General features: G+C 34.7%; 23 protein-coding genes and 1 pseudogene. 23 read left to right on the top strand and 1 reads right to left on the bottom strand.

Annotated elements, in window-relative coordinates; translation table 11 throughout:
* Positions 1 to 180: 180 nt before the first annotated feature.
* The 20 genes and pseudogenes from V7138_RS08030 to V7138_RS08120 form a co-directional block, all read left to right on the top strand.
* A complete protein-coding gene (locus tag V7138_RS08030) occupies positions 181 to 1,431 on the top strand; it encodes a 3-isopropylmalate dehydratase large subunit (protein ID WP_335395838.1) in 1,251 nt (416 codons plus the stop codon).
* A gap of 17 nt (positions 1,432 to 1,448) precedes the next feature.
* Positions 1,449 to 1,976 carry a 3-isopropylmalate dehydratase gene (locus tag V7138_RS08035; protein WP_335395840.1) on the top strand — a complete coding sequence of 176 codons (528 nt, stop codon included), beginning with the start codon at positions 1,449 to 1,451 and terminating at the stop codon, positions 1,974 to 1,976.
* 182 nt (positions 1,977 to 2,158) lie between these two features.
* Positions 2,159 to 3,049 carry an isocitrate lyase/PEP mutase family protein gene (locus tag V7138_RS08040; protein WP_335395842.1) on the top strand — a complete coding sequence of 297 codons (891 nt, stop codon included), beginning with the start codon at positions 2,159 to 2,161 and terminating at the stop codon, positions 3,047 to 3,049.
* Positions 3,050 to 3,167: 118 nt separating this feature from the next.
* Entirely contained in the window at positions 3,168 to 4,781 is a 1,614-nt protein-coding gene (locus tag V7138_RS08045; RefSeq protein WP_335395843.1) for a class I adenylate-forming enzyme family protein, read from the top strand.
* A 34-nt stretch (positions 4,782 to 4,815) separates the two neighbouring features.
* Positions 4,816 to 5,217, top strand: a complete 402-nt coding sequence (locus V7138_RS08050) for an acyl-CoA thioesterase (protein ID WP_335395845.1) — start codon at positions 4,816 to 4,818, stop codon at positions 5,215 to 5,217.
* 50 nt (positions 5,218 to 5,267) lie between these two features.
* Positions 5,268 to 6,047, top strand: coding sequence for an enoyl-CoA hydratase/isomerase family protein (locus tag V7138_RS08055; protein WP_335395939.1), 780 nt, complete (start codon positions 5,268 to 5,270; stop codon positions 6,045 to 6,047).
* 23 nt (positions 6,048 to 6,070) lie between these two features.
* Positions 6,071 to 7,612: a class I adenylate-forming enzyme family protein gene (locus V7138_RS08060; protein ID WP_335395848.1), complete on the top strand. Its 1,542-nt coding sequence runs from the start codon at positions 6,071 to 6,073 to the stop codon at positions 7,610 to 7,612.
* Positions 7,612 to 8,514, top strand: coding sequence for an amidohydrolase family protein (locus V7138_RS08065; protein ID WP_335395851.1), 903 nt, complete (start codon positions 7,612 to 7,614; stop codon positions 8,512 to 8,514). The genes V7138_RS08060 and V7138_RS08065 overlap by 1 nt, the downstream gene beginning before the upstream one ends.
* A gap of 31 nt (positions 8,515 to 8,545) precedes the next feature.
* The gene (locus V7138_RS08070; protein WP_335395853.1) at positions 8,546 to 8,764 is read left to right on the top strand and encodes a hypothetical protein; all 219 of its coding nucleotides are present in this window, start codon (positions 8,546 to 8,548) and stop codon (positions 8,762 to 8,764) included.
* Complete coding sequence (locus V7138_RS08075) at positions 8,761 to 10,275, top strand: sodium:solute symporter family protein (RefSeq protein WP_335395854.1); 1,515 nt, start codon at positions 8,761 to 8,763, stop codon at positions 10,273 to 10,275. The genes V7138_RS08070 and V7138_RS08075 overlap by 4 nt, the downstream gene beginning before the upstream one ends.
* Before the next feature lie 22 nt (positions 10,276 to 10,297).
* On the top strand, positions 10,298 to 10,750 hold the full coding sequence (locus V7138_RS08080) for a hypothetical protein (protein WP_335395856.1): 453 nt from the start codon (positions 10,298 to 10,300) through the stop codon (positions 10,748 to 10,750).
* A 20-nt stretch (positions 10,751 to 10,770) separates the two neighbouring features.
* Positions 10,771 to 11,913, top strand: a complete 1,143-nt coding sequence (locus V7138_RS08085; RefSeq protein ID WP_335395859.1) for an acyl-CoA dehydrogenase family protein — start codon at positions 10,771 to 10,773, stop codon at positions 11,911 to 11,913.
* 43 nt (positions 11,914 to 11,956) lie between these two features.
* Positions 11,957 to 12,814 (top strand): 3-hydroxyacyl-CoA dehydrogenase family protein, encoded by an 858-nt coding sequence (locus V7138_RS08090; protein WP_335395862.1) that lies wholly within the window; start codon positions 11,957 to 11,959, stop codon positions 12,812 to 12,814.
* A 72-nt stretch (positions 12,815 to 12,886) separates the two neighbouring features.
* A complete protein-coding gene (locus V7138_RS08095; RefSeq protein ID WP_335395864.1) occupies positions 12,887 to 14,059 on the top strand; it encodes a thiolase family protein in 1,173 nt (390 codons plus the stop codon).
* Between the two features lie 123 nt (positions 14,060 to 14,182).
* Positions 14,183 to 14,905, top strand: coding sequence for a 2-phosphosulfolactate phosphatase (locus tag V7138_RS08100; RefSeq protein ID WP_335395866.1), 723 nt, complete (start codon positions 14,183 to 14,185; stop codon positions 14,903 to 14,905).
* Positions 14,906 to 14,988: 83 nt separating this feature from the next.
* The gene (locus V7138_RS08105; protein ID WP_335395867.1) at positions 14,989 to 16,203 is read left to right on the top strand and encodes an acyl-CoA dehydrogenase family protein; all 1,215 of its coding nucleotides are present in this window, start codon (positions 14,989 to 14,991) and stop codon (positions 16,201 to 16,203) included.
* Positions 16,178 to 17,239: a phosphotransferase family protein gene (locus V7138_RS08110; protein ID WP_335395868.1), complete on the top strand. Its 1,062-nt coding sequence runs from the start codon at positions 16,178 to 16,180 to the stop codon at positions 17,237 to 17,239. The genes V7138_RS08105 and V7138_RS08110 overlap by 26 nt, the downstream gene beginning before the upstream one ends.
* A 33-nt stretch (positions 17,240 to 17,272) precedes the next feature.
* Entirely contained in the window at positions 17,273 to 18,418 is a 1,146-nt protein-coding gene (locus V7138_RS08115) for an acyl-CoA dehydrogenase family protein (RefSeq protein ID WP_335395871.1), read from the top strand.
* Between the two features lie 142 nt (positions 18,419 to 18,560).
* Positions 18,561 to 18,755 carry a helix-turn-helix domain-containing protein gene (locus V7138_RS25275; RefSeq protein WP_438824328.1) on the top strand — a complete coding sequence of 65 codons (195 nt, stop codon included), beginning with the start codon at positions 18,561 to 18,563 and terminating at the stop codon, positions 18,753 to 18,755.
* A gap of 85 nt (positions 18,756 to 18,840) precedes the next feature.
* Positions 18,841 to 19,581, top strand: a pseudogene (locus V7138_RS08120) (IS3 family transposase); the annotation flags it as partial.
* Between the two features lie 240 nt (positions 19,582 to 19,821).
* On the opposite strand, the gene V7138_RS08125 reads toward V7138_RS08120, so the two are convergent.
* Positions 19,822 to 20,811 carry a phosphoglycerate dehydrogenase gene (locus V7138_RS08125; protein WP_335395872.1) on the bottom strand — a complete coding sequence of 330 codons (990 nt, stop codon included), beginning with the start codon at positions 20,809 to 20,811 and terminating at the stop codon, positions 19,822 to 19,824.
* Between the two features lie 640 nt (positions 20,812 to 21,451).
* Between V7138_RS08125 and V7138_RS25280 the strand changes: the two genes are divergently transcribed.
* The 3 genes from V7138_RS25280 to V7138_RS08135 all read left to right on the top strand — a co-directional run bounded on the left by V7138_RS25280 (position 21,452) and on the right by V7138_RS08135 (position 26,014).
* Positions 21,452 to 21,595, top strand: a complete 144-nt coding sequence (locus tag V7138_RS25280; RefSeq protein WP_438824329.1) for a fumarylacetoacetate hydrolase family protein — start codon at positions 21,452 to 21,454, stop codon at positions 21,593 to 21,595.
* Between the two features lie 214 nt (positions 21,596 to 21,809).
* Positions 21,810 to 23,888 (top strand): hydantoinase/oxoprolinase family protein, encoded by a 2,079-nt coding sequence (locus tag V7138_RS08130; RefSeq protein ID WP_335395875.1) that lies wholly within the window; start codon positions 21,810 to 21,812, stop codon positions 23,886 to 23,888.
* 281 nt (positions 23,889 to 24,169) lie between these two features.
* A complete protein-coding gene (locus V7138_RS08135) occupies positions 24,170 to 26,014 on the top strand; it encodes a hydantoinase B/oxoprolinase family protein (protein ID WP_335395877.1) in 1,845 nt (614 codons plus the stop codon).
* Positions 26,015 to 26,081 lie beyond the last annotated feature (67 nt).

Genomic DNA, 26,081 nt, shown 5'->3' on the forward strand with positions numbered 1-26,081 from the left:
ATAATATATTACGTAAATAACAAAGTAGATTTTATTAATCCGAGTATTATGAAAATATAAAAAATATGTTGACTTACAAAAATAAAAAACATATACTTTGCTTAAAGAATGAATAGAGTCATTGACTAAATTCGATGAAAATTCATTAGATTAACTTTTTAAATTAGAAAGGAGAAATATATGGGAAAAACAATTGTTGAGAAGATTTTATCTAATAATCTTGGAAAGTCTGTAAAAGCTGGTGATGAAGCAATTTTTTCTCCGGATGTAATTACAGCATATGATTATCCTGGATATATAGACAAATATGAAGATCAATTACGAGAATTGGGTATTAAAAGGATAAAGAATAAAGACAAATTTGTTTTTTTTATTGACCATTTTGTCCCAGCTGCCACTTCAAAGGAACAAGAATTACATCAAGCAACAAGGAGATTTACTAAAGAGAATGGAATTAGACTTATAGAAGGTAAAGGAATTGGCCACCAAGTTATTATGGAAATGGGATATGCAGTTCCAAATCGATTTATAGTTCATTTTGATGGTCATATAAGTACAGTAGGTGCATTAGGGTGTCTTGGAATTGGAATTAGAAACAGTATGATTGAGGCTATTGCTACTGAACAGGTTTCTTTAATTGTACCAGGTACAGTGCGAATTGAACTAGATGGAAGCCTACAGCCAGGAGTGACTTCAAGGGATGTCTTTCATACAATTGTTCAACGGATAGGTCCTGCTGGTGCTAGAGCCTGTATCATTGAGTATGGTGGGAAAGGGTTAAAATCTCTAGATATTGATGAGAGAATGACTTTATGTAATCAGGCAATGTTTCTAGGAGGTGTATCATCTGTTATGGAAACAGATGAAAGGGTTTACAATTTCTTTGCTAATAGAGGCTTACCAGGTTATCAAGATGTAGCTCCTGATATGGATGCGCATTATGAAAAAATAGTTCAAATTAATTTAAATGATGTTGAACCTGTAATTGTGGTTCCGCCTTCACCAGCCAATACTGTACCAATTAGTGATGTATTAGGAACTACTATTCACTCAGGGTATATAGGATCATGTGCAAGCGGGAGAATAAAGGACTTTGAACAAGCCGCTTTTATATTAAAAGGTAGAAAAATAAAGGAAGGTTTTCGATTAAATGCAGTACCTACCTCTACAGAAATACAAGCGAAAATCTCAAAAATGGGAATTACCGAGCAATTAATCGAGGCAGGAGCCCTTGTTAGTTTTCCAAGTTGTGATTTTTGTGTTGGGCGATTAGGGGCACTAGCGGATGGGGAGTCAGCTCTATCAACAGGGACTTTAAATATTCCTGGTAGAATGGGGAGTACCAAATCATATATTTATACTGCCAGTCCCTACACTATTGCAGCATCTGCTATCTATGGACAAATTACTGATCCAAGAGAGTTTTTTTAAACATGAGGGGGGTTAAAATGCTTCCAATTATAAAGGGAAGAGTCGCATGGGTATTTGATGAACCTAATTTTGATATCGATTTAATTGTTGGGGTATCAAATATGAAAATAAAAGATATTGAAGTACTAAAATCTGTATGTATGAAAGATTATGATAAAGAGTTTTCAAAAAGTGTAAGGCAGGGTGATATTATAGTCGGTGGTGAAAACTTTGGATATGGCCATCCACACTATCCTGCTTTTATAGCATTGAGAGCATTGGGGATAAGTGGAGTTATTGCAGAATCGTTTGCGCCCGGTTTTTATAGAGGTGAGACATCTAATGGCTTCACATTAATCGAATGTCCTACTATTTCCACAAACGTATCAAGATGGGATGTGCTCACTTTAGATTGGGAAGAAGAAGTAATCAAAAACGAAACTAGTGGCATTTCACTAAAATGCCTACCTATACCGGAAAAGACAAAGGAATTGGTTGCACACGGAGGGATAGTTAATTATTTAAGGGAAAATAGGTTAGCTTCAAATGTAGATAAACAAACTTAACAATCTGCAGTCAAATATTTAGCGGATATGAATTATCTAGGAAAATAAGGAAGTTGATACAAATGAAGGTTATTTAATGAGGAATATTAATTTTAAAATTTAGAATACTATAAATATTTTGTTGGTTAATACTCTATTATTTATTGTGTCAGAGGAAAATTTAAATAAAAAGGAGAGATAATATGGCTGCCACCGGAAAAGAGTTAAGAAGGAAACTTAACGAAGTTTCTATTTTTACAACTGTAGGAGTTGGCGATGCTTTAATGGCTAAAATAGCAGATAAATCAGATCATATTGATGGGATTTTAACTAGTGGATTCGCAATCTCTGCGCATCAGCTAGGTTTACCTGATGTTGAACTATATACTAGATCGGATAATGTTTATGTTGTTCATAACTCTTGTGCTGTAGTAGACAAACCAGTAATTGCTGATATCGATACGGGGTATGGAAATGCTGTTAGCATTATTAGATCAGTACAAGAATTTGAACGGGCTGGTGCTGCTGCGGTTATTATTGAAGATCAAATAAGTCCAAAAAGATGCCCAATCTGTGTGGATGAAACTAATACTATTTTACCAGTAGAGGAAGCAGTAGGTAAGATCAGGGCAGCAGCAGAAGGAAGGTTAAATCAGGATACTGTCATCATTGCTAGAACGGATGCAACAGATCCAGAGGAAGCTATTAGAAGAGCTAAATTGTATCGAGATGCAGGTGCAGATTTGGTCCAGCCTATTTCAAAAGCATTTAAGAATAAAGAAGAATTGAAGCATTTTGTAAATAGCGTTGAATGTCCAGTTTCATTAGTGATTGTAGGATGGCTTGAACAATTAAGCTATGAAGAAATTCAATATATTGGACCAAAAATTGCACATTTTGCTTTGGCAACAGTAAATGTTGCTTATGCAGCTGCAACCAGAGCGGTTAATCACATTGCTGTAAATAAAACAATGAAAAACATGCCTGTCGAACAAACGAATCACAATACACTGGTTAAATTTCTTGGTATGCCTATAGTTAATGAACTTGAGAAAAAATATTTACCGGATGAGAGTAAAATATTCGGCAGTTAAAGTACAAATACTTCCCTCTCTGCTACAAGCCTGATGAACTACCCTTTAATAATATGTGTATATTGTATAGGTTTATTAAACTAAGAAACTTTTATTTTATACTGGAGGTGCAAGGAAAGTGTCCTATTGGATTGAAAATTTATTAGAGGAATTTCAAATTGTCAGAGAGGCGGATGAAATTCCAGTTTTTAAGAATAGGTCATCTAGCATCGCAGAATTGTTAACTAAGACATCAAAACAATTCTCAAACAGTTTAGCTTTAGTTTTTGAGGATAAACAACTCACATATGGTGAGCTTAGTGATAGAGTTAATGTGGTTGCTTATAATTTGGCGAATCATTTTGGCATTAAACCAGGTGATAGAGTTGCACTATTATTGGCAAATGGGTTTGAGTTTCCTATATGCTTTTTTGCCATCGCACAAATTGGTGCAATTTCGGTTCCTTTAAACACTAGATTAACTGAACATGAAATTATCCATGAATTAGATAATTCTAAATCAAAACTTTTAATCATGAGTGATGATTTATGGCATCAAATAAAAGAAATCAAGAATAATATACCTTCTATTCAAACTATTATTGTTTCTGGTGAAATTAATAATGAAGAAGGGATATTAAGTTTTGAAAAACTCCTCAACCCAAACAACAGTGAACAAATCTTTATTCCTGTAAGTGAAACTATGGCTTGTTCGATTTTATACACGTCTGGAACTACAGGAAAACCAAAAGGAGCTATCCTTACACATCGAGGTTTAATTAGTACAGGGATGAACTTTGCGTGTACATACCAACTTCGACAAGAAGATAGTACCCTTTTATCTGTTCCAATTTTCCACATCACAGGTATGCTGCAATTTTTAGGCTCAGTCTATCGAGGAATTCCTATATACATGATGAAAACATTTAAAACCGGGACTGCAATAGAATTAATTAAAAAATACCAACCTACTGTACTAGTTGGAGTACCAACCATGTATTGGTTTATTCTATCAGCAAAAGAATTTGATTCGGATGATTTTAAGCAAGTTCGAGCCTTACTTTATGGAGGAGCACCCGCGCCTGTATCATTAATCAAGCTACTCAGAGAAAAACTTCCTCAAGCAAAAATTCATAATGGATATGGGTTAACTGAAGGGCATGGGTTAGATACATTACTTCCAGATGAAGACGCCTTAAGAAAACCTGAATCCATTGGTCTACCTGTTCCGTTAGTAGAATGTAATATTATTGATGAATTTGGGAAGACACTTGAGCCGAACCAAATTGGAGAACTTGTAGTTAAAGGGCCAAAAGTAATGATCGGATATTGGGAAAATCAAAAAGCTACAAATGAGGCTATTATTGATGGTTGGCTCAAAACTGGTGATTTGGCAAGGATCGATGAAGAAGGTTATGTATATATTGTTGATAGAAAAAAAGAAATGATAAATCGAGGAGGCGAAAAAATATACTGTATAGAAGTTGAAAATGTTTTATATTCATTTCCTAAAGTACTGGAAGCAACAGTATATGGTGTAGTTGATGAGAAATACGGGGAACAGGTAAAGGCAGCCATTGTGCTAAAGCCTGGTGAATCAGCAACAGCGGATGAAATAAAAGAATTCTGTAAATCTAAAATTGCAAAATATAAAATTCCAAAGTATATAGAGTTTTTGGATCAGCTCCCAAGAAATGCAGGAGGAAAGGTATTGAAATATACTTTGAGCAAATCTCATACAATTATTAATTAATAGATAACTTATCTACAAGAGAGGAGTATTTAAAATGAAGCATGAATCAACTGTAAATATTCGTTATTGTGAAACAGACGCTACCGGTCATGTAAATCATATTAGCTTTTTTATATATTTGGAAGAGGCACGATTACATTTTTTTGAGTCCTTAGGAATTCAAATTGCTGGTGGAAATTTGCATCTTATCTTAGTATCTACAAAATGTGATTATAAGGGTCAGGCTTATTATGGTCAGAGTTTAGATGTTTTGACAAACATTTCGAAAATCGGTACGAAAAGCTTCACAATTCAACATGACGTATTAGACAGTGAAACAAAGAAGCCCATTGCCAGTGGTGAAGCGAGCATAGTTAATTTTAACTATGAAACACAAAAAAGCGAAGAAATTCCAAGCTTTTTAAGAGAACAACTCAAGCAATATATGGAAGAATAACAATTAATTTTTTTATTAGTAGAGAAAGTGAGGTAATTTGATTGAATAAAATTCATTTTAAATTCCTAAAAGTGGAGGTGCTAGATGGCATTGCTGTTATCACTTTAAACAATCCTCCTCTGAATGTATTATCGACAGCTATTTTTCTTGAATTAGACGAATGTTTTAAAAGTATTGAAACTGACAATAAAGTGAAAGTGATTATATTGACTGGAACGGGTGATAGAGCCTTTGCCGCTGGAGCAGATATAAAGGAATTTACGGAGCATTTGAAAGATTATAACCTACTAAAGAAGTCAGGTGATGAAGGATCAAGAATATTTAATCAAATTGCAGAATTTCCAAAGCCAGTTATAGTTGCTTTAAATGGTCTTGCACTAGGTGGTGGGTTTGAATTAGCGCTCTGTGGGGATATTCGAATCGCTTCTAGTAATGTAAAAATTGGTTTGCCAGAAATTAACCTAGGATTACTTCCTGGTGCGGGTGGAACACAGAGACTCCCAAGATTAATTGGCGAGTCTAAAGCAAAAGAGATGATCTTTACAGGAAAACCAATAACGGCAGATGAGGCATATAGGATTGGATTAGTTAATCATGTAGTAGAGTCAGGCGAAGTTTTGGTGAAAGCAAAAGAGTTGGCACATTTAATTGCAGTAAAAAGTAGTGTTGCATTAAAGATAATCAAAAAGACTATCGATTTGGGATTAGAGTTAAGTTTAGATGAGGGAATTAGAAAAGAGAGAGAGGCATTTGAATTTCTTTTTCAACAAGATGACGCAAAAGAAGGAATTAATGCCTTTCTAAATAAAAGGGAACCAAAATTTCATTGAAATCTTAATAGGAGGTGAGTAAAATGAACAACCAGGTTTTAACAGTAGGTAAAATTCCAGAATATTTCGGCAGCAAGGCTGATACAAAGAGTCAGATTGCGGTAGTTAGTGACAATGGCTTTCGTAAAACTTGGAAACAAATAAACGAAAGATCCAATCAGGTTGCACGTTTAGTAAAAGAAGAATGGGGCTTAAAAAGAGGAGATAAAGTCGTAACCTATCTCTTAAATTGCGGAGAATATATTGAAATTATTTATGGCTTAGCCAAACTGGGGATTGGAATTGTACCATTGAATTTCAGATTCGTATCAAGAGAAGTTGAATACGCAATAAGCCACTCTGATGCTAAGGGGATTTTTGTTAGTAAAGAATTACTTCCTACTCTCAATGCCTCCTTAAGTAAAATAAAAAGCTTTCCTTCTACAAATATTAGTGTAATAGGGGAAAAAGGTGATTATGAAAAAAGCATAGAGAGATTCCTTAATGGAAACGTACCTATAGAGGCTAATGAAGATGATTTATTTTGGCTTGCTTTCACTGGAGGAACAACCGGGTATCCAAAAGCTTGTATAGTTACACAGCGAACAGTACTCACATACTGGACCCTAATGACGTTGGAATTCGAAGTGTTAAAGAGAGATTACATGTTGATTGCTGGAGCTTTTTATCACGGTTTAGGTTTTCTTAATGCATTGCAACAGTTGTTTGTCGGGGGAAAGACCTTTATATTAGGGAAATTTGATCCGGCACAAGTTTTAAAGATTATTGAACAGGAAAAAATAACTGCTACAGCAATGGTTCCAACTATGTATTCGTCTCTTATTCATTATCCTTTGAAAGAACAATATAATGTAAATTCAATCCAGGTACTTATTTGCACTGGTGCACCACTTGAAAAGCAAAGAAAAAGGGATATTGTACAATATTTCGATAACGCTGTATTAAATGAGTTTTATGGAGCAACCGAATCTGGACTTTTTACAGTTCTAAAAATAAAGGAAAATTTTAGCAAGGCAGACTCAATTGGGCTACCTGCGTTTGGGATGGAAGTTAAACTCCTTGATGAAGATGGAAACGAAGTGCCTGTGGGAGAAGTAGGTCAATTTTATAAACGTGGTCCTATTTTAGGTGGTGAATATTATAAAAATCCCAAAGCCACAGATGAACTTTATAAGGGAGAATGGTGTAGTGTTGGTGATCTAGGGTACCAGGACGAAGATGGATATTATTACATGGTAGGACGTAAAAAAGATATGGTTATAAGTGGTGGGGTAAATATTTACCCTGATGAAATTGAAAAAACAATCCTTTTACATCCTGGAATTCAGGAAGTAGCTGTCATTGGTGTGCCAGATGAAAAATGGGGTGAAAAATTAAAAGCTTTTATTGTTACTAAAGAAGGAGCTCGTGTAACAGAGGAAGAGATATCAGATATTTGCACTCAAAATTTGGCAAGTTACAAAAATCCAAGAATAATTACCTTTCTTGATGAGCTACCTAAAAATGCAGCTGGAAAAATTTTAAAAAGAGAACTTAAAAATTTAAATGTTGGAGTCCAAAACTAATGGTGAAAGTTATTGATATATGTGGTTTTGTCCCCTATCAATCCACTATAGAGAATTATATAAATACAATTCTCTCTTTTGAAGGATATTTAGATCTTTTTGGACACTCCATAGCATCAATTGCAGGGATGGAATTAGAAAGGATTAAGAACTGCTATCGGGAATCCGATTTAAAAGAGATTGTTCTAAATACATTAAGCCATTATAAAACAGCGGAGAATACAATCCGAGACTTAGTTAATGATGGAATTGAAATGAGTATGGTGACGGTTTCAAATTTAGAAGGATTACTGGAGGTCTCAAAAGGTAAGGAGCATGTTCTGCCATTTTTAGAAGTACGCATAAATCAAATTGGAATTGAAGAAACAATAAAGGAAGCCCATGTATCGGGAATAATTAAAGGCATTGTAATTGCTCCCTTCAAAGACATACTACCGGCTGATTCTAAACCATATCATAGCATCTATAGTATATGTGAAAAGATTGGGCTCCCTATTTGGATTCATTCTTCAAATAATTGGTATCAAAAGGCACCAAACATAATTGGACATCCTTCACATATTGAGAATGTTGCTATATCTTATCCAGATTTAGTTATTATAGCTGGTCATGGTGGTTGGCCGTGGATAAATGACTTGGTTGCCATTTCTTGGAAAAGAAATAATGTCTATATAGATATTTCTGGACACCGACCAAAATATTTTAATAAACCAGGAAGCGGTTGGGAATTTCTATTAAACTATGGAAATAGTGTTATAAGCAATAAAGTATTGTTTGGTTCAACTTGGCACTTAATGGGATTAACACCTGAGAAACTAATTAATGAAGTTCAACAATTACCATTAAAAGAAATAACTATTGAGAAATGGTTATATGAAAATGCATTTAGGATTTTACATTAATTATTAGTGTATTAAAAAAGGGGGAAATTAGATGAAGAAAAGTAATTGGTTTTCGATGCGTAAGCAAGATAAGCTACTTTTTGTATGGGTCATTCTTTCGTTTATTATCCTTTATGGTCCATGGGGATGGTATGGAGAAGACGGAAGGTTATCATTTTTATTCTATTCTTCAACAGTGCTTCTAATCCTAATTCCCGTTGTATCAATGATTATAATGTCATCTTCAACAAAAGGAGGAGATGTTGAATGAAAATAACTGAATCAATAGTTGTTGTCCTATATTTCGCCGTTTGTGTTGCGATTGGATTATATTACCATAAAAGATCCACAAATAGTATGGACGAATTTTACACGGCAGGTGGAAATGTTGGGTTATCAGCAAATACACTTGCAACTTTTGCTGCGTTTGCTAGTGGTGGTTCCACTATCGGTGGAGTAGGTTTTGCATATTCGTTTGGAGTTCCATTTACTTGGGCATCCGTATTGGGTTCTATCCAAGGATTTATTTTAGCTTCATTTTTAGTTGCACCTACCCTTAGAAAAATGAAAATTCGAACTATAAGTGACTTTTTTAAATTACGCTACCAATGGAAGACAATTACTGTTGTTTCTGGATTCATTGTATTAATTGCATTTACAGTTTACCTTGTTAGTCAATACAAAGCAGGTGCAATAACAGCTCAATTTCTTTTGGGGTGGGACTATAAGGCGGCATTATTTTTAATGGCTCTGGTTTACATAATCTATGTTTCAATTGGTGGGATGTGGGCCATAACAATGACCGATGCTTTCCAAGCAGCGATTATGCTTATTGCAATGATTTCCTTAGGTATAATTTCAGTTGTGCAATATGGAGGTATTCCTTCATTGCTCTCAAATGTCCTTGAAGCTGCACCAACTTGGGGTAAAAATAATGTTCCTCCAATCAGTTTAATAGGATTTGCGTTCTTATGGGCCACCACGGTTGTTTGCATGCCACATATTGTTATGAGGGCTCTTTCAGCAAAAAATATTAAAGTTGCTAGGCAGTCATTTAGCTTTGCAGCATTAGTATATGGATTAATGGTTGTTATCGGCTTCGTGGGTGTAAGTGGAGCAGCGATGATAATGTTCCCACCAGGGACGGATCAAGCATTAATGGATTCAGATATGGCCTTACTAGGAGTCATGCAGGAATTGTTTCCCCCAGTTATGCAAGGGGTAGCAGCAGCAGGAATTATGGCAGCTATTATGTCAACTACTGCTTCATTGCTACTTGCCATTTCTGCAGCAATTTCAAACGATATTCTAGGTAACTTAATGCCGAATGCGACCGATAAATTCCTGTTAACAATGGGGAATGTCAGTATTTGGGTCTTTGGTTTTCTAACAGCAGTCCTTGCATTGGACCCTCCGGCTTTATTGGCATTACTGTACTCCAATGCAATTGGTGTATTGACAGCAGGTTTTTTCTGGCCTTTAGTCCTTGGGGTATGGTGGAAAAAGGCAAATAAATATGGTGCTCTTGCTTCTATGCTTGTTGGCAGTGGATTATATATTCTTATTGCAGGAATTGAATGGATGGGATTAATAAAACTTCCACTGTTCTCTACTTTCTTGATAGTTTTCCCGATTGCTTTTATTGTGAATATTATAGTATCAGTAACTACATCAAACAGTAAAAGGGATAATAAAGGACTTGAACTAATGGATAATATACACACAGGTAAAACTTATACGAATGAAAGTTCTGATATAAGTGCTGCATCAATACAGGTATAAGTGGGTCAAAAGGAGGGGCGAAGTGAAATTAATGAAAAGAAAATTTTGGAGAAACTATATTTCTATGGATTACTCAGAAGTAGAGTCGAATCTAAAAAGATATTTTAAAAAACAAAAAGTAGAAGGCAATTGGATTAAACCACAAACCTCCTTCATGTTAGGATCCAAAAGTGATAGTAATGTATTTGTTAGTTCAAATAAATACGGTTTTTCTATTGAAATTCACAAGGCCACAGCGGATCCAGTAACGAGGTTTTTTTTGGGATTTACTAATGGAGAAAGACATTTCACAGGTGTGTCTTTTATTAAAATATATATTACGAAACAAAATGGAGAGCCAATAATACGAAATTTGTTATCTGAATTATCGAATAAATCAGAAGAAAAACCATGGGATGTTGCAAAACATCCCATGTTTAGAAATGCTTGGATTATGCGGTTATTAATCAAAAAGAGATGGAAGCAATTGGTATAACGAATTTGGAGGTGTAAATAGTGCTCAATTTGCATGCTGATAATTGGTTTCCTGAAATACAGGATGAGGCTGTACAATTTTTCAATTCTCAACAAGAAGCACTTAAGTATATAGAACAATACGATAAAATTCCTAAGCAAATTTATGAGCATTTTTCGAATAAAGGCTGGTTTGGAATTCTAACAGAAAAACGGTATGGAGGAATTGGGCTAGATGAATATGCTTATGCCGGTTTATTAAGAAAAATAGCTTCATTCTCCTCCGGACTTGCCTTGAATTATGCTGTCCATCAAGTATGTTTGTTAAAGGGAATTCAATATTTTGGGAGCAATCAGTTAAAAGAAGAGGTTTTACCAAAAGCCTCTTCTGGAGATAAATTATTTGCTCTTTGTATCACCGAACCTGGGGCAGGCTCAGATCTATCAGGAATAAAGACATTTGCTCAAAGAATTGAGGGAGGTTATTCAATTAATGGAACCAAAACTCTTATAGTTAATGCGGAATATGCGGATTATCTATTGGTTGCCGCAATTGAAGATCTAGTCAATCCCAAAAAAACAATGTCTCTTTTTATAGTAGAAAATTCACCCTCAAATGAACTTTATTTTGAAAAAATTAATAGTTTAGGAAACAAAGGAGCTGCTTTGAGAAAAGTTCATTTTCGTAATGTATATGTGCCTGAACATCATGTACTTGGAAATAAAGGTGAAGGATTTAAACTACTTCTTAACCAAATTGAATTGGATCGTATTGGCGGTGTGGTTGTTGCCCTAGGTATAGCAGAGGCAGCATTTCAAACAGCATTGGAGTACTCAAAGGAAAGAAAACAGTTTGGTAAAAGAATCGCTGATTTTCAGGGTATTTCATTTATGTTAGCTGAGATGGCAAGTGAAATAAAGGTAATAGATTCGCTTGCAAATAGCATGCTTTATGAATATAAACAGGGTATTCAAAATAGCAGTACATACAGCATTGGAAAATTAATAGCTGCGAAATCTGTAGAGAAAGTTACATCAATGGCCATCGAAATTTGTGGTGGTATAGGATATACAACGAAAATGCCAGTTGAACGCTATTATCGTGATAGTAAAAGCGTTGCATTAGGTGGAGGAACTATTCAAATCATGAAAAATATTATTGGATCACAGCTCTTAAAATCATGAAAGAATATACTTGTAAAATTTTCTTATAAGAAAGGAAATGGCTATGGATATTAAAAAAATAGGAATAGTAGGCGCTGGTACCATGGGTAGTGGAATTGCATTTTCACTCGCAAAAAGCGGATTTGTAGTTTATTTATTTGATACAAATCAAGAATACTTAAACAAAGCTATAAATAAAATGATAAGTATTGCTGATAAATTGTTTCATAAAGGGAAATTAAGCAGTGAAGAAGTAGATGGAATAATAAGTAATATTATGGTAGTAGAAACAATTGATAAATTTGAAGAGGTAGATTTTGTTATCGAGGCTATTATTGAGGATCTAGAGGCAAAACAGAATTTATTTTTGAAATTAGATGATGTTTGTAGAAAGGATGTTATTTTAACAAGTAATACTTCCTCAATGTCAATTACTTCTCTTGCGAGTGTAACAAAAAGGCCACAAAAGGTTGCTGGGATGCATTTCTTTAATCCTGCTTATATTATGAATTTAGTTGAAGTGATACGAGGGCTCGAAACAAGTGATAATACTGTTAATACCATAAATCAAATTGTCCATAAATTGGGAAAGGAATCCGTTGAAGTAAAAAAGGATTCACCTGGTTTTTTAGTGAACCGACTCTTGGTACCACAAGTAATAGAAGCTATCAAATTAGTTGAAGAAGGGGTAGCTACGCCTGAGGATATTGATAAAGCAGTAAAATTTGGTCTTAATTATCCGATGGGCCCATTTGAATTAATGGATTTTACGGGTATTGATATTAGTTTTAATGTAATGAACTATTTTTACTCTGAGTTTCATGAAGCACAGTATGCACCACCAAAATTGTTAAAACAAATGGTAACAGCTAATCGACTTGGTAAAAAAACAAATATTGGTTGGTATGATTATAGAGAATAAGTTAAGTAGTGGGAAATAGGATTTACTAGTTTCTTTTTTCCACCTTTCAAGAATTTGTATAGGAGGACATTTATGTCGAATAGGGACCCAGTTATTGTTTCAGCGGTTAGAACAGCCATTGCCAAAAAAGGTGGTACATTAGCAAAAATTCTTCCCCATCAATTTGGTGCAATTGTCATAAGAGAAGTTATTAATAGAGTTAATATTCCTGCAGAAATAGTCGATGATGTTATCATTGGCAATCTATTAAGCGGTGGAGGAAATATTGCCAGATTAACTGTTTTGCAAGCGGGTTTGCCACTGGAGGTCCCTGGATTAACGATTGACCGTCAGTGTGGTTCTGGTTTGAATGCTATTATGCTTGCGGCACAAGCAATTAAGGCAGGTGATGGAGAGATATTTATAGCAGGAGGCGTTGAAAGTATGACGCGCGCCCCATATCTTTTGGAGCCACCATCAAGAGCGTATAGCCCAAAACCGCCTGAATTTCGTGAATTGCAAGTATCGACCAAAGAAATAGGAAATCCACCAATGGGGATTACTGCAGAGAATTTAGCGAAAAGATATAATATCTCCCGCGATGAACAGGATGAATACGCTTATAGAAGCCAAATGCGCATGGCTAATGCTGTGAGTAAAGGATATTTCCAGGAGCAAATAATTTCTATCGATGTTCCAACAAAAACTGGTTTTATAAGTTTTCATTCTGATGAACATCCACGTCCGGAAACGTCATTAGAAGCATTAGCAAAGTTAAAACCAGCCTTTAAGGATAAGGGTACGGTAACGGCCGGTAATAGTTCAGGATTAAACGATGCAGCAAGTGCATTGGTTGTAATGTCTCGAGGAAAAGCAATGGAATTAGGAATAAAACCATTGGCTGTAATAAGAGACTACTCTATAAGTGCTGTAGACCCTAATATAATGGGAATTGGACCTGTTCCTGCTATAAGAAAATTATTGAAAAAATCAAATATGAATATAAATAATATTGATTTAATCGAATTAAATGAAGCATTTGCGGCACAAGTCATTGCTTGTGACCGAGAGCTAGAATTTGATTCAGAAAAACTAAATGTTAATGGCGGAGCAATTGCTCATGGACATCCATTAGGTGCAACTGGAGCAATCTTAACAACTAAAGCTATCTATGAATTACACAGAACGAAAAAGTTAACAGCAATCATTTCTGCATGCATTGGTGGTGGTCAAGGTATTGCTGCTTTGATTGAAAGAGAGGAGTAATACTAAAAGGCTGACTTGAGTAGTCGTTATATTTCGACTTTTAAAGTCCGCCTTTAAATTTGAAGTGACTTTTTATCACTTTAGGAAAGCCCATCTAAAACTATAAAAATATAAGGTATGAATATGAGAAAAATTAATGTGATAACCCAAAAAGAATTAATTAATCCAGATTTGATACGGAATTGTACAGCAGTTGTTGTAGATGTTTTTCTTGCTACATCAACAATAATTACTTTACTGGAACAGCAATATGAACCGATATATCCTGTAAAGGATTATAAAACTGCATTAGAGATAGCAAAGCTGCAAGTTACCCCTTTCCTGTTAATGGGAGAAGCGAACGGTAAAGAGATTGAAAATTTTGATTACCCAGATCCGACTTTTTTGAAAAAAACAGCTTATAAAAAAACAGCTGTAATTTGTTCTACAAATGGGACCATTGCAGTTCATAAAGCTAAGCATGCTAAGGTGCTATACGCTTCTTCACTGCTAAACGGTCATCACGTAGCAAATAAAATTAGTCAACAAGAGGATGACTCTTCAATCGTAATTATCTGTTCTGGAAATGCAGGACGTTTTTCCTTGGAAGATTTTATAGGAGCCGGTCATATCATTGATTATCTTGTATATAAAGGAGAGTACACATTATCAGATTCAGCGATGTTAGCTAGAGAGTCCTTCATCCATTCCAAATTAAATAATTTTAATAACTTATTCAGCTGTGAAACTGCCGAATTTCTAAAATTTAAAGGTTATGAACATACAATACAATGGGTGATTAATAATTTTGAAAAAATGATTACTGTACCTATATTTCAAGGAGATTACTTTGTTCATAAATCTTAAAAATTGTAAATAGACGGCACTTCTTTGTCGCTATTTAGTAACACTTGTAAAGTGCTTAATAAAAGAGGGGGAGTGACAACATAATGTTAAATTTTACTGAAAGTAACGAACAAAAAATTATGATAGCAGAAGCAACGGAAATTATGGAAAAATATGTATACAAAAATGAAAAATATATGATTCCCCATAGGGGACTTCCAGAGGAAATCTTAAAACCTTTACAGCAAATTGTAAAAGAAAGGGGGTTATGGGCAGCCCATCTACCTAAAGAATTTGGGGGAATGGGTCAAGGCTTTGTTTCCTTGGGGCTTCTATCAGAGGTAATTGGTCAAAGTCCAATTGGACCTTATGTATTTGGTTCGATGGCACCGGATGCTGGAAATGGTGAGATTTTATTACACGCTGCTACTGATAAACAAAAAGAAAAATATCTAAAGCCACTTGCTGATGGAGAGATTCGCTCTTGTTTTGGAATGACTGAACCTGAAGTTTCTGGTTCGGATCCAACTATGCTACAAGGAAGGGCAGTTAAAGAAGGAAATAAATGGGTAATTAATGCTCATAAATGGTACACAACAGGAGCTGTTGGTTCATCCTTCTGCATCGTAATGGTTGTTACCGACCCTGATGCTGAAAAGCACAAACGAACAAGTCTATTTATAGTAGATACAGAAAATCCAGGTTTTGAAATTGTTCGGGAAGTCCCGGTATTAGGTGACCACTATCCGGGTGGGCACTGTGAGGTATTATTCAATAATTGCATTGTACCAGAAGAAAATATGCTTGGTAAACGTGGAGACGGTTTCAAATTAGCTCAACTACGACTTGGACCTGGAAGAATTACGCATGCAATGCGTTGGTTGGGAGTTGCTCGAAGGGCATTGGATGAATTGATTACTTATTCTGTAAATAAAAAGGATGGAGATCAATCTCTAGCAGACTCTCAAATAATCCAAAATTTTATTGCAGACTCAGAGGCCGAGATTCAGGCCTTTAGATTACTTACGTTACAAACAGCTTGGAAAATGGATCTGGGAGAAGAAGTGAGAAAAGAGATATCAATAATTAAGTTTTATGGTGCCAAAGTCTTAAATAATGTTCTCGACCGAGCCATCCAAACACTTGGAAAGCATGGTTTAAAACCAAATTTACAATTAGAAGGGCTATATCGTGAAGCAAGAGCAGCTCGGATTTATGATGGAGCTGATGAAGTTCATCGCATGGTTGTTGCCCGACAAGTATTGAAGGAGTATAAAGAAAAGGAGAAATCCAATGAGGCAATCGCAATTCAAAAATAATAGTCCAAGTACTGAAATAGATTGGAAAACGATAGAGAAATATCTACGAAGCCATAATATTGTAAGTAATAGTGCAACCTTGGAGGTAGAACAATTTTCAACAGGATATTCTAATTTGACCTATCAAATTAAAATAGGAGAATGGAAAGCAGTATTAAGACGACCACCATTTGGTCCCCTCCCACCAAAAGCACATGATATGAAAAGGGAATTCGAAATATTAAGTAAATTGAGGTCGGTGTTTCCGCTTATCCCAAAGCCTTATCTATATTGCGAAGATACAAGCATTATGGATCGTCATTTTTATATCATGGAAAAGATAGATGGAATCGTTATTGATAATGCTATGCCTGATGAATTTAAAGATATCCCTGAATCTGGTCATCTTATTTCAGAATCTGTTATAGATACACTAACAAAGTTACACCAAATTGACTATAAAGAAGTCGGGCTTGAGATGTTGGGCTATCCTGAAGGGTATTTAAGAAGGCAGGTTCATGGTTGGATAAAAAGGTATAACAATTCCAAAACAGAAAAAATTACAGGTATTGAAGAACTTGAAAAATGGTTAATAGAAAATATACCTGCCTCATCTGTACCAACGATTGTCCATTGTGATTATAAGTTAAATAACATGATGTTTGCAAAGGATAATCCCGGTAAAATAATTGGATTATTTGATTGGGAAATGAGTACAATTGGTGATCCATTAACGGACGTAGCGGTAATGCTTGCCTACTGGGAACAACCAGGAGACCCATATACAGGAATCACATCTGTTTCAAGAGAAGCTGAATATGGTTTTGCAACTAGAAGGGAAATGCTCGAAATGTATGCCAGAAAAAGCGGCAGAGATATAAGTAATATAGATTATTATTTGGCATTTGCATTTTACAAAGTAGCAAGTATCCTTCAGCAAATATACTATCGTTGGAAAATTGGTGAGGCAAAGGATGAACGCTTTGGTAAATTAGGTGAAGGTGTTGTAAACATGATGGAATTATCAAAACTAGCTAGAAATAAACAGGTTTTATAAAAAATCTATGAATAATCGATTGGGGGAAATAAAATGGAAGACCTATTACCAGAAAAAGCTTTAGAAAACCTGAAGAAGACAGTACGACTATTCGTAACAAATCAAGTAGCCCCATTGGAACGGTTAGAAAAGGAATATGTGCAGGAGTTTTCAAAGGAAAAAATTGCTTCTTTACAGGAGAAGGCATGGTCAGCAGGATTTAAAGCTTTAGGTGCAAAAAAAGAGTGGGGAGGAAAAGGCTTATCCTTGTATGAAAGGAGTGTAATCTATGAAGAGGCTTCTCAGCATCGATTAGGTATCTACCATCCGGCTGGTGATTCTTTTGGTGAAGAATTACCCAACATTCTGGAAAAATGCAAGCAGAATCAGATTGAAAAATATGTAAAGCCAGCTATTAAACAAGGCAAGGGCTGCTTTATTGCCCTTTGGGAAGAAGAAGATGACAACCACATTGAGAATATAAACTGTCTGGCTATTAAAAATAATAAGGGCTGGCTCATCAACGGTTCTAAATCCTATATTCAAAAACTTGATCAATCAAACTTCGGGATTATTCTCGTAAACTGTCTTGATATTAATGGGGAAAAACAGCCAACTTTATTTATCATAGAAGTAAATGAAGCTACAGTAGTCAAAGAAACTGTTTTATTAAATGTCCAGAAAAGCTACGATTTAGTTTTTAAAGATGTTCTAGTTGATGACAGTAGAAGAATCGGTGCTATAGGAGAAGGAAAGGAATTGATGAAGCAGTGGTTAACTGAATCGCAAATCCTTTTGAGTGCCAGATGTTTAGGTGTTTCAGCCCGGGCGTTACAATATGCAAAAGACTATGCGAAAATACGAATAACAAGAGGAAAACCTTTAGCAGAGTTTCCAACTATTCGTACTATGATTGCAAGTGGAATTGTTAAATTAGAAGCAGCAAGACTTATGGTTTATCATGCAGCCAAAAAAATTGATCAAGGCGATATGGATGCCGAGAGTAAAGCAAAAATGGCAAAATTAATTTCAATAGACACAGCCTCTAAAATAATTGATGATACATTGCAGATTTACGGAGGTGCTGGCTTTGCGGGGGATTTTCCGATGGAAAGATGGTATAAGGAAATTCGTTTTGCTAGTTTAGATTTGCAAAAGAAAGAAACGATAATTGAAGATATCGCAAAAATCCACCTTTAATTTCTTAGCTATTTTAAAGAAATGATACGGAAGGATGCACTCTTTTAAATCTACATCCAGTAAAAAAAGAGTGCTTTTCCTGATTTGAACTGCACCCAAATGTTAGACACTAAAACCAACAATTGGAGGTGCAGTTTTTTCTATGGCTAAATTCACATTAGAAGAAAAATTAAATGCGGTACAAAGATATCTAAATGGTGAAGGTGGGTATAAATATGTAGCTAAAACAATGAATACCGCTTACTCAACAATACAAAAATGGGTGTTTCAATATAGAAAGCATGGATTGGAGGGTCTGACAAATTCCTATACAAAGATACTGGACAGTTTAAACTAGACGTATTAAATTACATGAGTGAAAATAAGACGTCTATTTATGAGACAGCTGCGATTTTTAAGATTCCAGCTCCTTCGACCGTCGTCCAGATAAGTATAAGGAAGTAAAAGAGTTAATTCAGGAGATTTTTGATGAACATCAAGGACGATATGGATATCGTCGGATTACTTTGGAATTGCGCAATCAGGGCTTTAAAATAAATCATAAAACAGTCCGTCGCTTAATGAAAGAAATGGGATTAAAATGCCTCGTACGCATGAAAAAATATCGTTCTTACCGTGGAAAGGTTGGGAAAACTGCTCCTAATATTTTGGAGCGTGATTTTAAAGCATCAAAACCGAATGAGAAGTGGGTAACGGATGTAACAGAATTCCACCTACATGGAGAGAAGCTGTATTTGTCTCCTGTACTAGATTTATACAATGGAGAAATAATTGCTTATAACATAGAAAAACGCCCTGTTTATCAACTTGTTTCAAAAATGTTGGACAAAGCTTTTAAGAGTTTAAAAAAGGGAGATACCCCCATCCTCCATTCTGACCAAGGATGGCAATATCAAATGAAACAGTACCGATATGCTTTAAAGGAGCATGGGATTACTCAGAGTATGTCTCGCAAAGGGAATTGTTTAGATAACGCAGTTATGGAGAATTTTTTTGGCTTATTAAAGTCTGAATTACTCTATTTAAGAGAATTTGAGAGTATGGAGCAATTTAAAGTAGAATTAGAGAAATATATTTACTACTATAATCACAAACGGATTAAGGCAAAACTAAAAGGCATGACTCCGGTTCAATACCGAAATCATGCCAATGTAGCTGCTTAAATTTCTGTGTCTAACTTTTTGGGTTCAGATCAATTCTAAATATTGTTATTAATTTTTTTAAAAACGCCACCGAGTATCAAATAATATTATATTTTAAAACCTTTCTTGATAGCTTTTTTGCAAGTAGATATCTATTTAGTTAAAGTAAAATCTAAAAACTTTCTTATAACAAATAAACTCACCTATATTTCTTATACTGAAAATAACAGAGAAAATTAAAAAATATATTTTATAAGTGAGCTATAAATTAACTCTAAGATTACTTTTTTCTAAAACTTCATGATTTGCAATGTAAGGCAATTGATTATTAAAGACGGAAATAATATTTTCTGCTGTCATAATTCTTGAACGATAACTAGCCTCTTTTGAAAAACCACCTATATGAGGTGTGACTACTACATTGTCAAATTTAAATAATTCATTACTTTGAAGGGGTTCTTCTTCAAAGACATCAATTCCAGCACCAGCGATTTTATTCGACTTTAGAGCATCGAATAAAGCACTTTCGTTAATTACACCACCTCTAGATGTATTAAAAATATAGGCTGTTTGTTTCATTTGTTCGAACTGTTCATAGTCAATGAGATACTTAGTTTGTTCAGTTAAAGGAAGATGTAGTGTAATAACATCAGATTTTTGTAGTAATCGATTTATATCTACATATTCCACACTAGTATTAATGGCCCAATTGTAATCAGGAAATGGGTCATACGCATAGATTTGCATTTTAAAACCAAGTGCTCGATTAACAACCTCTTTTCCAATTGCTCCTGTACCAATAACACCTAGAGTTTTGTTTGATATTTCATTTCCAATAACAGGATAATTTATCCACCCTTTACCGTTTTTTGTTTGTGTATCTAAGAAGACAATTTTTCGGGTTACACTTAGCATTAATACAAAAAGGTGATCAGCAACAGAGTCTGAATTTGAACCTGGAGTATTACTAACGATTATACCATTTCGTGTTGCTGTTTCTAAGTCAATATTATCTACCCCGATACCCGGTTTAGCAATAATCTTAAGTTTTGGAGCATTTTCAATAATGTCCCTTTCTATTTGATTCAAACCAACAATAAGAGCATCTGCATCTTTTAGTATAATTGTTGTTCCATCATAGCTGGAACCAATATCGATAACATCATGCCCACTTTGTTTAATCATGTTAATTGCCTCATCCCAACCGGGAAGTTCTCTGCTAAGGTTTGATATGATTACAACTTTTCCCAATATAAATGCTCCTTTCAAAGACTCTATTATTAATTTTTAACGAATAATGTAACTGACTTGATTTATTGACCTAAGTCAATTATAATGTATTCAAAATATTTTTACAATTACAAATTATTTCTATCCCGATTATTCGTGAAGATGGTCCAATATTCAATAGTTGGAATGAACTACCAATTTTTTATAAAGAAATATTAATCATTTATTATTAGAGTTGATCAATCGCAAGAATTTTATCAAGTTCAGAGAATAAATAGGAGCTCGGAAGTTTATTTCCAAATTGAGGGGGTGAAGAATTACACATTAAAACTTTGATGAAGGTTAATTATTCGGTGATGTTAAATGAAATTAACTCAATTTGAGAAGTTCTAAAAAGTTACTTACTAAATTTTTAATTAAAATAAGGGAGGAAAAGTAACATGTGCAAAACTATCGTGAAAAATCCTTTCGAACAATATTAAAACAATAGGTTAATTCTAAGGAAGAAAGCGAAATCTTTTAATTCATTCAAACGATTAGGTCCTTGGATTGAAACCGATGTAGACCCAAACAATGATGTAAAATTATCCTTTAATAGTAAAAAAAGAAGTGGCTTAACGCAAGTTTGTTGATTTTGGGTGTTTAAGGCTTAATAAGCAATATATTGAAAGTAGTCACTTTACTTCCCGGAGATATTATTTACATAGGAAAACTGCATGGTGTGGTTGAAATAAAGATTGATGATTTAATCGAAATTGAAATTGAAGGTATTGGCAAATTGATAAACAAAGTTTCGAAAATATAAATTAAATTACGGTATTGTAAATTCCATAAAACTAGTTGTTTTTTTAAAATTAATAATATTAAATCGAATATTTTTTTGCACATGTAATATAATTGACTAAAGTCATTAACCTAAACCATTGACTTAAGTCTAAATTTTGCGTTGTTAAATTATTAGTACGCGTATGCGACTAGTTACCCTTATAGTAGATAATATTTATACAGGAGGTTATTTTATGGTTTTTAAAGTAAGCACGGATATAGGAGGTACTTTTACAGATATTGCAGTATTGTGTGAAAATGGTGATTTGTTTATTACCAAAACACCTACTGTCCCAGAAAGCTATCAACAAGGCGTCATGAATGCTGTGGAAAAAGCTGCTAATTTGCAAAATAAAAGTACAAACAGGCTTTTGGAACAGACTAGTAGATTTGTTCATGGTTCAACAATTTCAACTAACGCTATTATTGAAGGTAAAACAGCAAAAATTGGATTGATTTGTACTAGAGGTCACAAAGATATATTAACTCTTAGAGAAGGAGGAGAGAAACATAACCCTTATAATCTGAGAGAACATTACAAGAAACCATTTGTGCCTCGCCATTTAACTATGGAAGTAACTGAAAGAGTTAATTCCGAGGGTGATATTGTTGTACCTTTAGAAGAAGAAGATGTATACGAAGCTATCAAAACTTTTAAAAAACAGAAAGTAGAAGCTATTGCTATAGCTTTGTTATGGGATATAGTCAATCCAACACACGCTCAGCTAATAAAAAAAATTATTAGTGAAGAATGGCCGGAAATACCTACTGTTTTTGCACACGAATTCAATCCGTGTATTCGAGAATTAAAAAGAACATCATCTGTTGTTATAAATGCCTCATTAATACCAGTTATAGGTGGATATTTTTCAGAATTAAAGAATCAATTGGATTCAGCAGGTTATAATGGGGAACTCTCCCTTATAAACTCGGCTGGAGGGATTATGGGTATAGAGGAGATGATTAAGAAACCCATTTATAGTATCGATAGCGGACCGACAATGGCTCCAGTTGCAGGATTGGAAATAGCAAGATTAGAAAAAGGTACAGACAATCTAATCGTTGTTGATATGGGGGGGACTAGTTTCGATGTTAGCCTAATTAGAAATGGAGAGATTCCTCAAACTAGGGATGCAAAAATTAATCAATATAGTTTAGGTATACCTAAATGCAATATCAAGACAATAGGTTCAGGTGGAGGTAGCATAGCGTGGGTAGATGGAGGCGGAATGTTACATGTAGGACCAAAAAGTGCTGGAGCAAATCCAGGACCGGCATGCTATGGAATAGGAGGTACTAAACCAACATTAACAGACGCAAATTTAGTTCTAGGTTATCTTAATGAAAACTATTTTGCGGGCGGGTCTATTAAACTGTATCGAGATTTAGCCGAGAAGGCAATTGTTGATCATATTGCGAAACCACTTGGGATGTCGCTACAAGAAGCAGCTTATAATATATGGCATATTTCCAATACGAACATGGTTGCATCAATTGAAGAAGCAACAATAGGGGAAGGAATTGATCCCAGAAAATATACACTTTTAGCAGGTGGAGGTGCAGCAGGTTTACATGTAGCTCAAATTTGTAACCAATTGGGTGTAGAGCAGGCGATTTTACCCAAAGTAGCAGGAACTTTAAGTGCTGCCGGAGGCGTATTTGCGGATGTGGTAGGTGATTATTCTTTAGGGAAATTTGCACATACTGCAATGTTTGACTATAAAGGGATTAATAATACCTTAGAAGAATTAGAAAAATGGGCACAAAGTTTTTTGGATCGTTCTGATACTCCTGAAAATAGAAGAACTATCGAATTTTTTTGTGAAGCGAGATATCCATATCAGGTATCAGAGTTGTCTGTTCCTTTACGAGTAAGTAGGTTTCATGATCAAAATGATTTAGACTCACTTATCCAAGATTTCCATCAAGTTCATGAACAAGTAATGGGAATAAAAGAAGATACAGGTATTGAATGTATTAATTGGAGAGTTAAGGCAGTTGGACATGTTGATAAGCCAGTGTTGAATTCATTTATCGACAATCACTTAGACATATCGACTGCCGTCGAAGGTAAAAGGGCTGTATATCTTGGTCCGGAAATTGGTGAGAAGCAAGCAACAGTTTATAGGGGTGATAAACTTCCTAGGGGTGCTGTGATATCTTTTGAACAAGTGGCAATTATTGAAGAAGATACGACGACTTTACTATGTTTACCTAATTGTCAAGTAACAGTTTCATCATATGGTAATTATAATTTGGAATTTAAAAATTAATAATAGTAGATTATAAAATTCTTTGTTTAAAAACACCTAATTATTAACTGTTTTAGAATGCCATCCGTATAAAATTATAGTGAGATATTTAAAGGAAATGGGTTTGAACAGATTATAATGTTATATATTTATTGTTTTTAAGTATTAAAGTAAAAAGAATTAATAAGTAAGAAAGAAATATTGGAAACTATATATAGTTTTGGAACGATAAGAAATTAGGAAAAGATAATAAAATTACTAGACATTATAAAAAATTGGGGGTTATATTTTTGGAAAATTCCGTGGATGAAATTACAATAAAACCATACATGATGAATCTATTGTTAAAAAGGTTAGAAACTATAGCAAAGGAAATGACGAATATAACATTAAAATCTGCCCGATCTGGGATAATGACTACGGCAAGAGACTTTTCATGTTCTATTCTGACAGCAGATGGCAGGATACTATTTATTTCGGATGGACTTCCCGCCCATATGGCGAACATGGACTATTCTGTTCAATCACTATTAGAACTTTTTGGTGACGATATACATGAAGGTGATGCTTTTCTCAATAACAGTCCATACCATGGGAATACACATCAAGCAGATTACACATATATTACACCTGTTTTTTATGATGAAGAATTAATGTTTTTTGTTGTTAACAGGGGACATCAAGCAGACGTTGGAAATCATATTCCAACAACATATTATTTAGAACCAAAGGATTTATATGAAGAAGGTGCTATAAATTGGCCTAATGTAAGAATCCAAAAGAATTACAAAGAGATTGAAGATCTTATCCGTATGGCAAAAATGAGAATTAGGGTGCCAAATCAGTGGTATGGTGATTACTTAGCTCAGATGGGGGCATGTCGAGTTGCGGAACAAAGACTTCATGAATTTTGCGATATTTACGGTAAAGATTATATAAAAATGTTTATCGAAGAATATATGAATTATGGTGAAGCAAGTATACTTTCTGAAATTAAAAAATTGCCTAAAGCACACCTAGAATATGAAACAACCCATGACCCCACCCCATATATTGAGGATAAAGAGGCAGCTGAAAAAGGCATCCCTGTAAGGATGAAAATGAATATTGATCCCGATGAAGGATATGTATACATCGATGTTACCGACAACAGACCCAGTGTCAAGGGCGGTCTGAATATGAGTAAAGCAACCACAAGGGCAAATACTATGCAAGGTATCTTAAGCATGGTTGACCCTAATATACCGCATAATGATGGAACATTTAAGAGATTGAAAATCAAAATGGGGAAAAATCTTGTGGTTGGGGAATCGGAACATCCCATTTCTATGTCAAGTTCAACGACTAATATTGCTGACCGTGTAGCAAGTATGTCGGGTGCAATTTTGTCTAATTTGGGGCCAGATAAGGGTATCGCCGAGCATGGTTATGCTGCTACCTATGCTAAATCTGTTATATCCGGAATTGATCCGAGAAGAGGTGGAGAAGCATATGTAAATCAAATGATTCTTGATTCTCCCGGTGGTGGCGCTGTTTACGGATATGATGGATGGTTAACTTTTGGCAGCCCTTGTTCTGGAGGAGTTTTGACTTTGGACAGTGTAGAAATAAATGAACAGAAATATCCTATTTTGATTAAATCCCGGTCAATTTTAAAAGATAGTCAAGGTTTTGGACGTTGGTGTGGAGCACCTGGGAAGAAAATCGAATTAATTCAACGCTTTGAAAAAGGTTCTTGGTATGCACGGGGAGATGGTCAAGTTAATCCACCAAAGGGAGTACATGGAGGTGGTTCATCTGGAAAATCACATATGTATATAAATGAAATAAAAAACATCAGTGAAATGTGGGGGTTAGGTACTCAGTTGGAAATACCTCAATTTGGTCAACTTATTCTAGAGCCTGAAATACAGGTTCTTGTATCAAAAGGTAACGGCGGAGGAGGATTTGGTGATCCATTAGATCGAGATCCAGAAAAAGTGCTGTGGGATCTAAAAGAAGAATGGATATCAAAGAATGCTGCAAAGGATGTTTTTGGGGTTGTAATAACTAAAGATGCAGAAGAGTATCAAATAGATTACGAAGCAACAAAAGTTTTAAGGGACAAATTACGTAATTCAAATCTACACAACTTGGTAAAACAATAATTACTCAATGTTAAATACTACGCGTATAGTATTTCGTCGTCGTTTTCAGTATACGTTATCATAATCA

The organism is Bacillus sp. JJ1533 (genome assembly GCF_036965045.1).
In the GTDB taxonomy this organism is placed as follows: Bacteria; Bacillota; Bacilli; order Bacillales; family Bacillaceae_L; genus Ferdinandcohnia.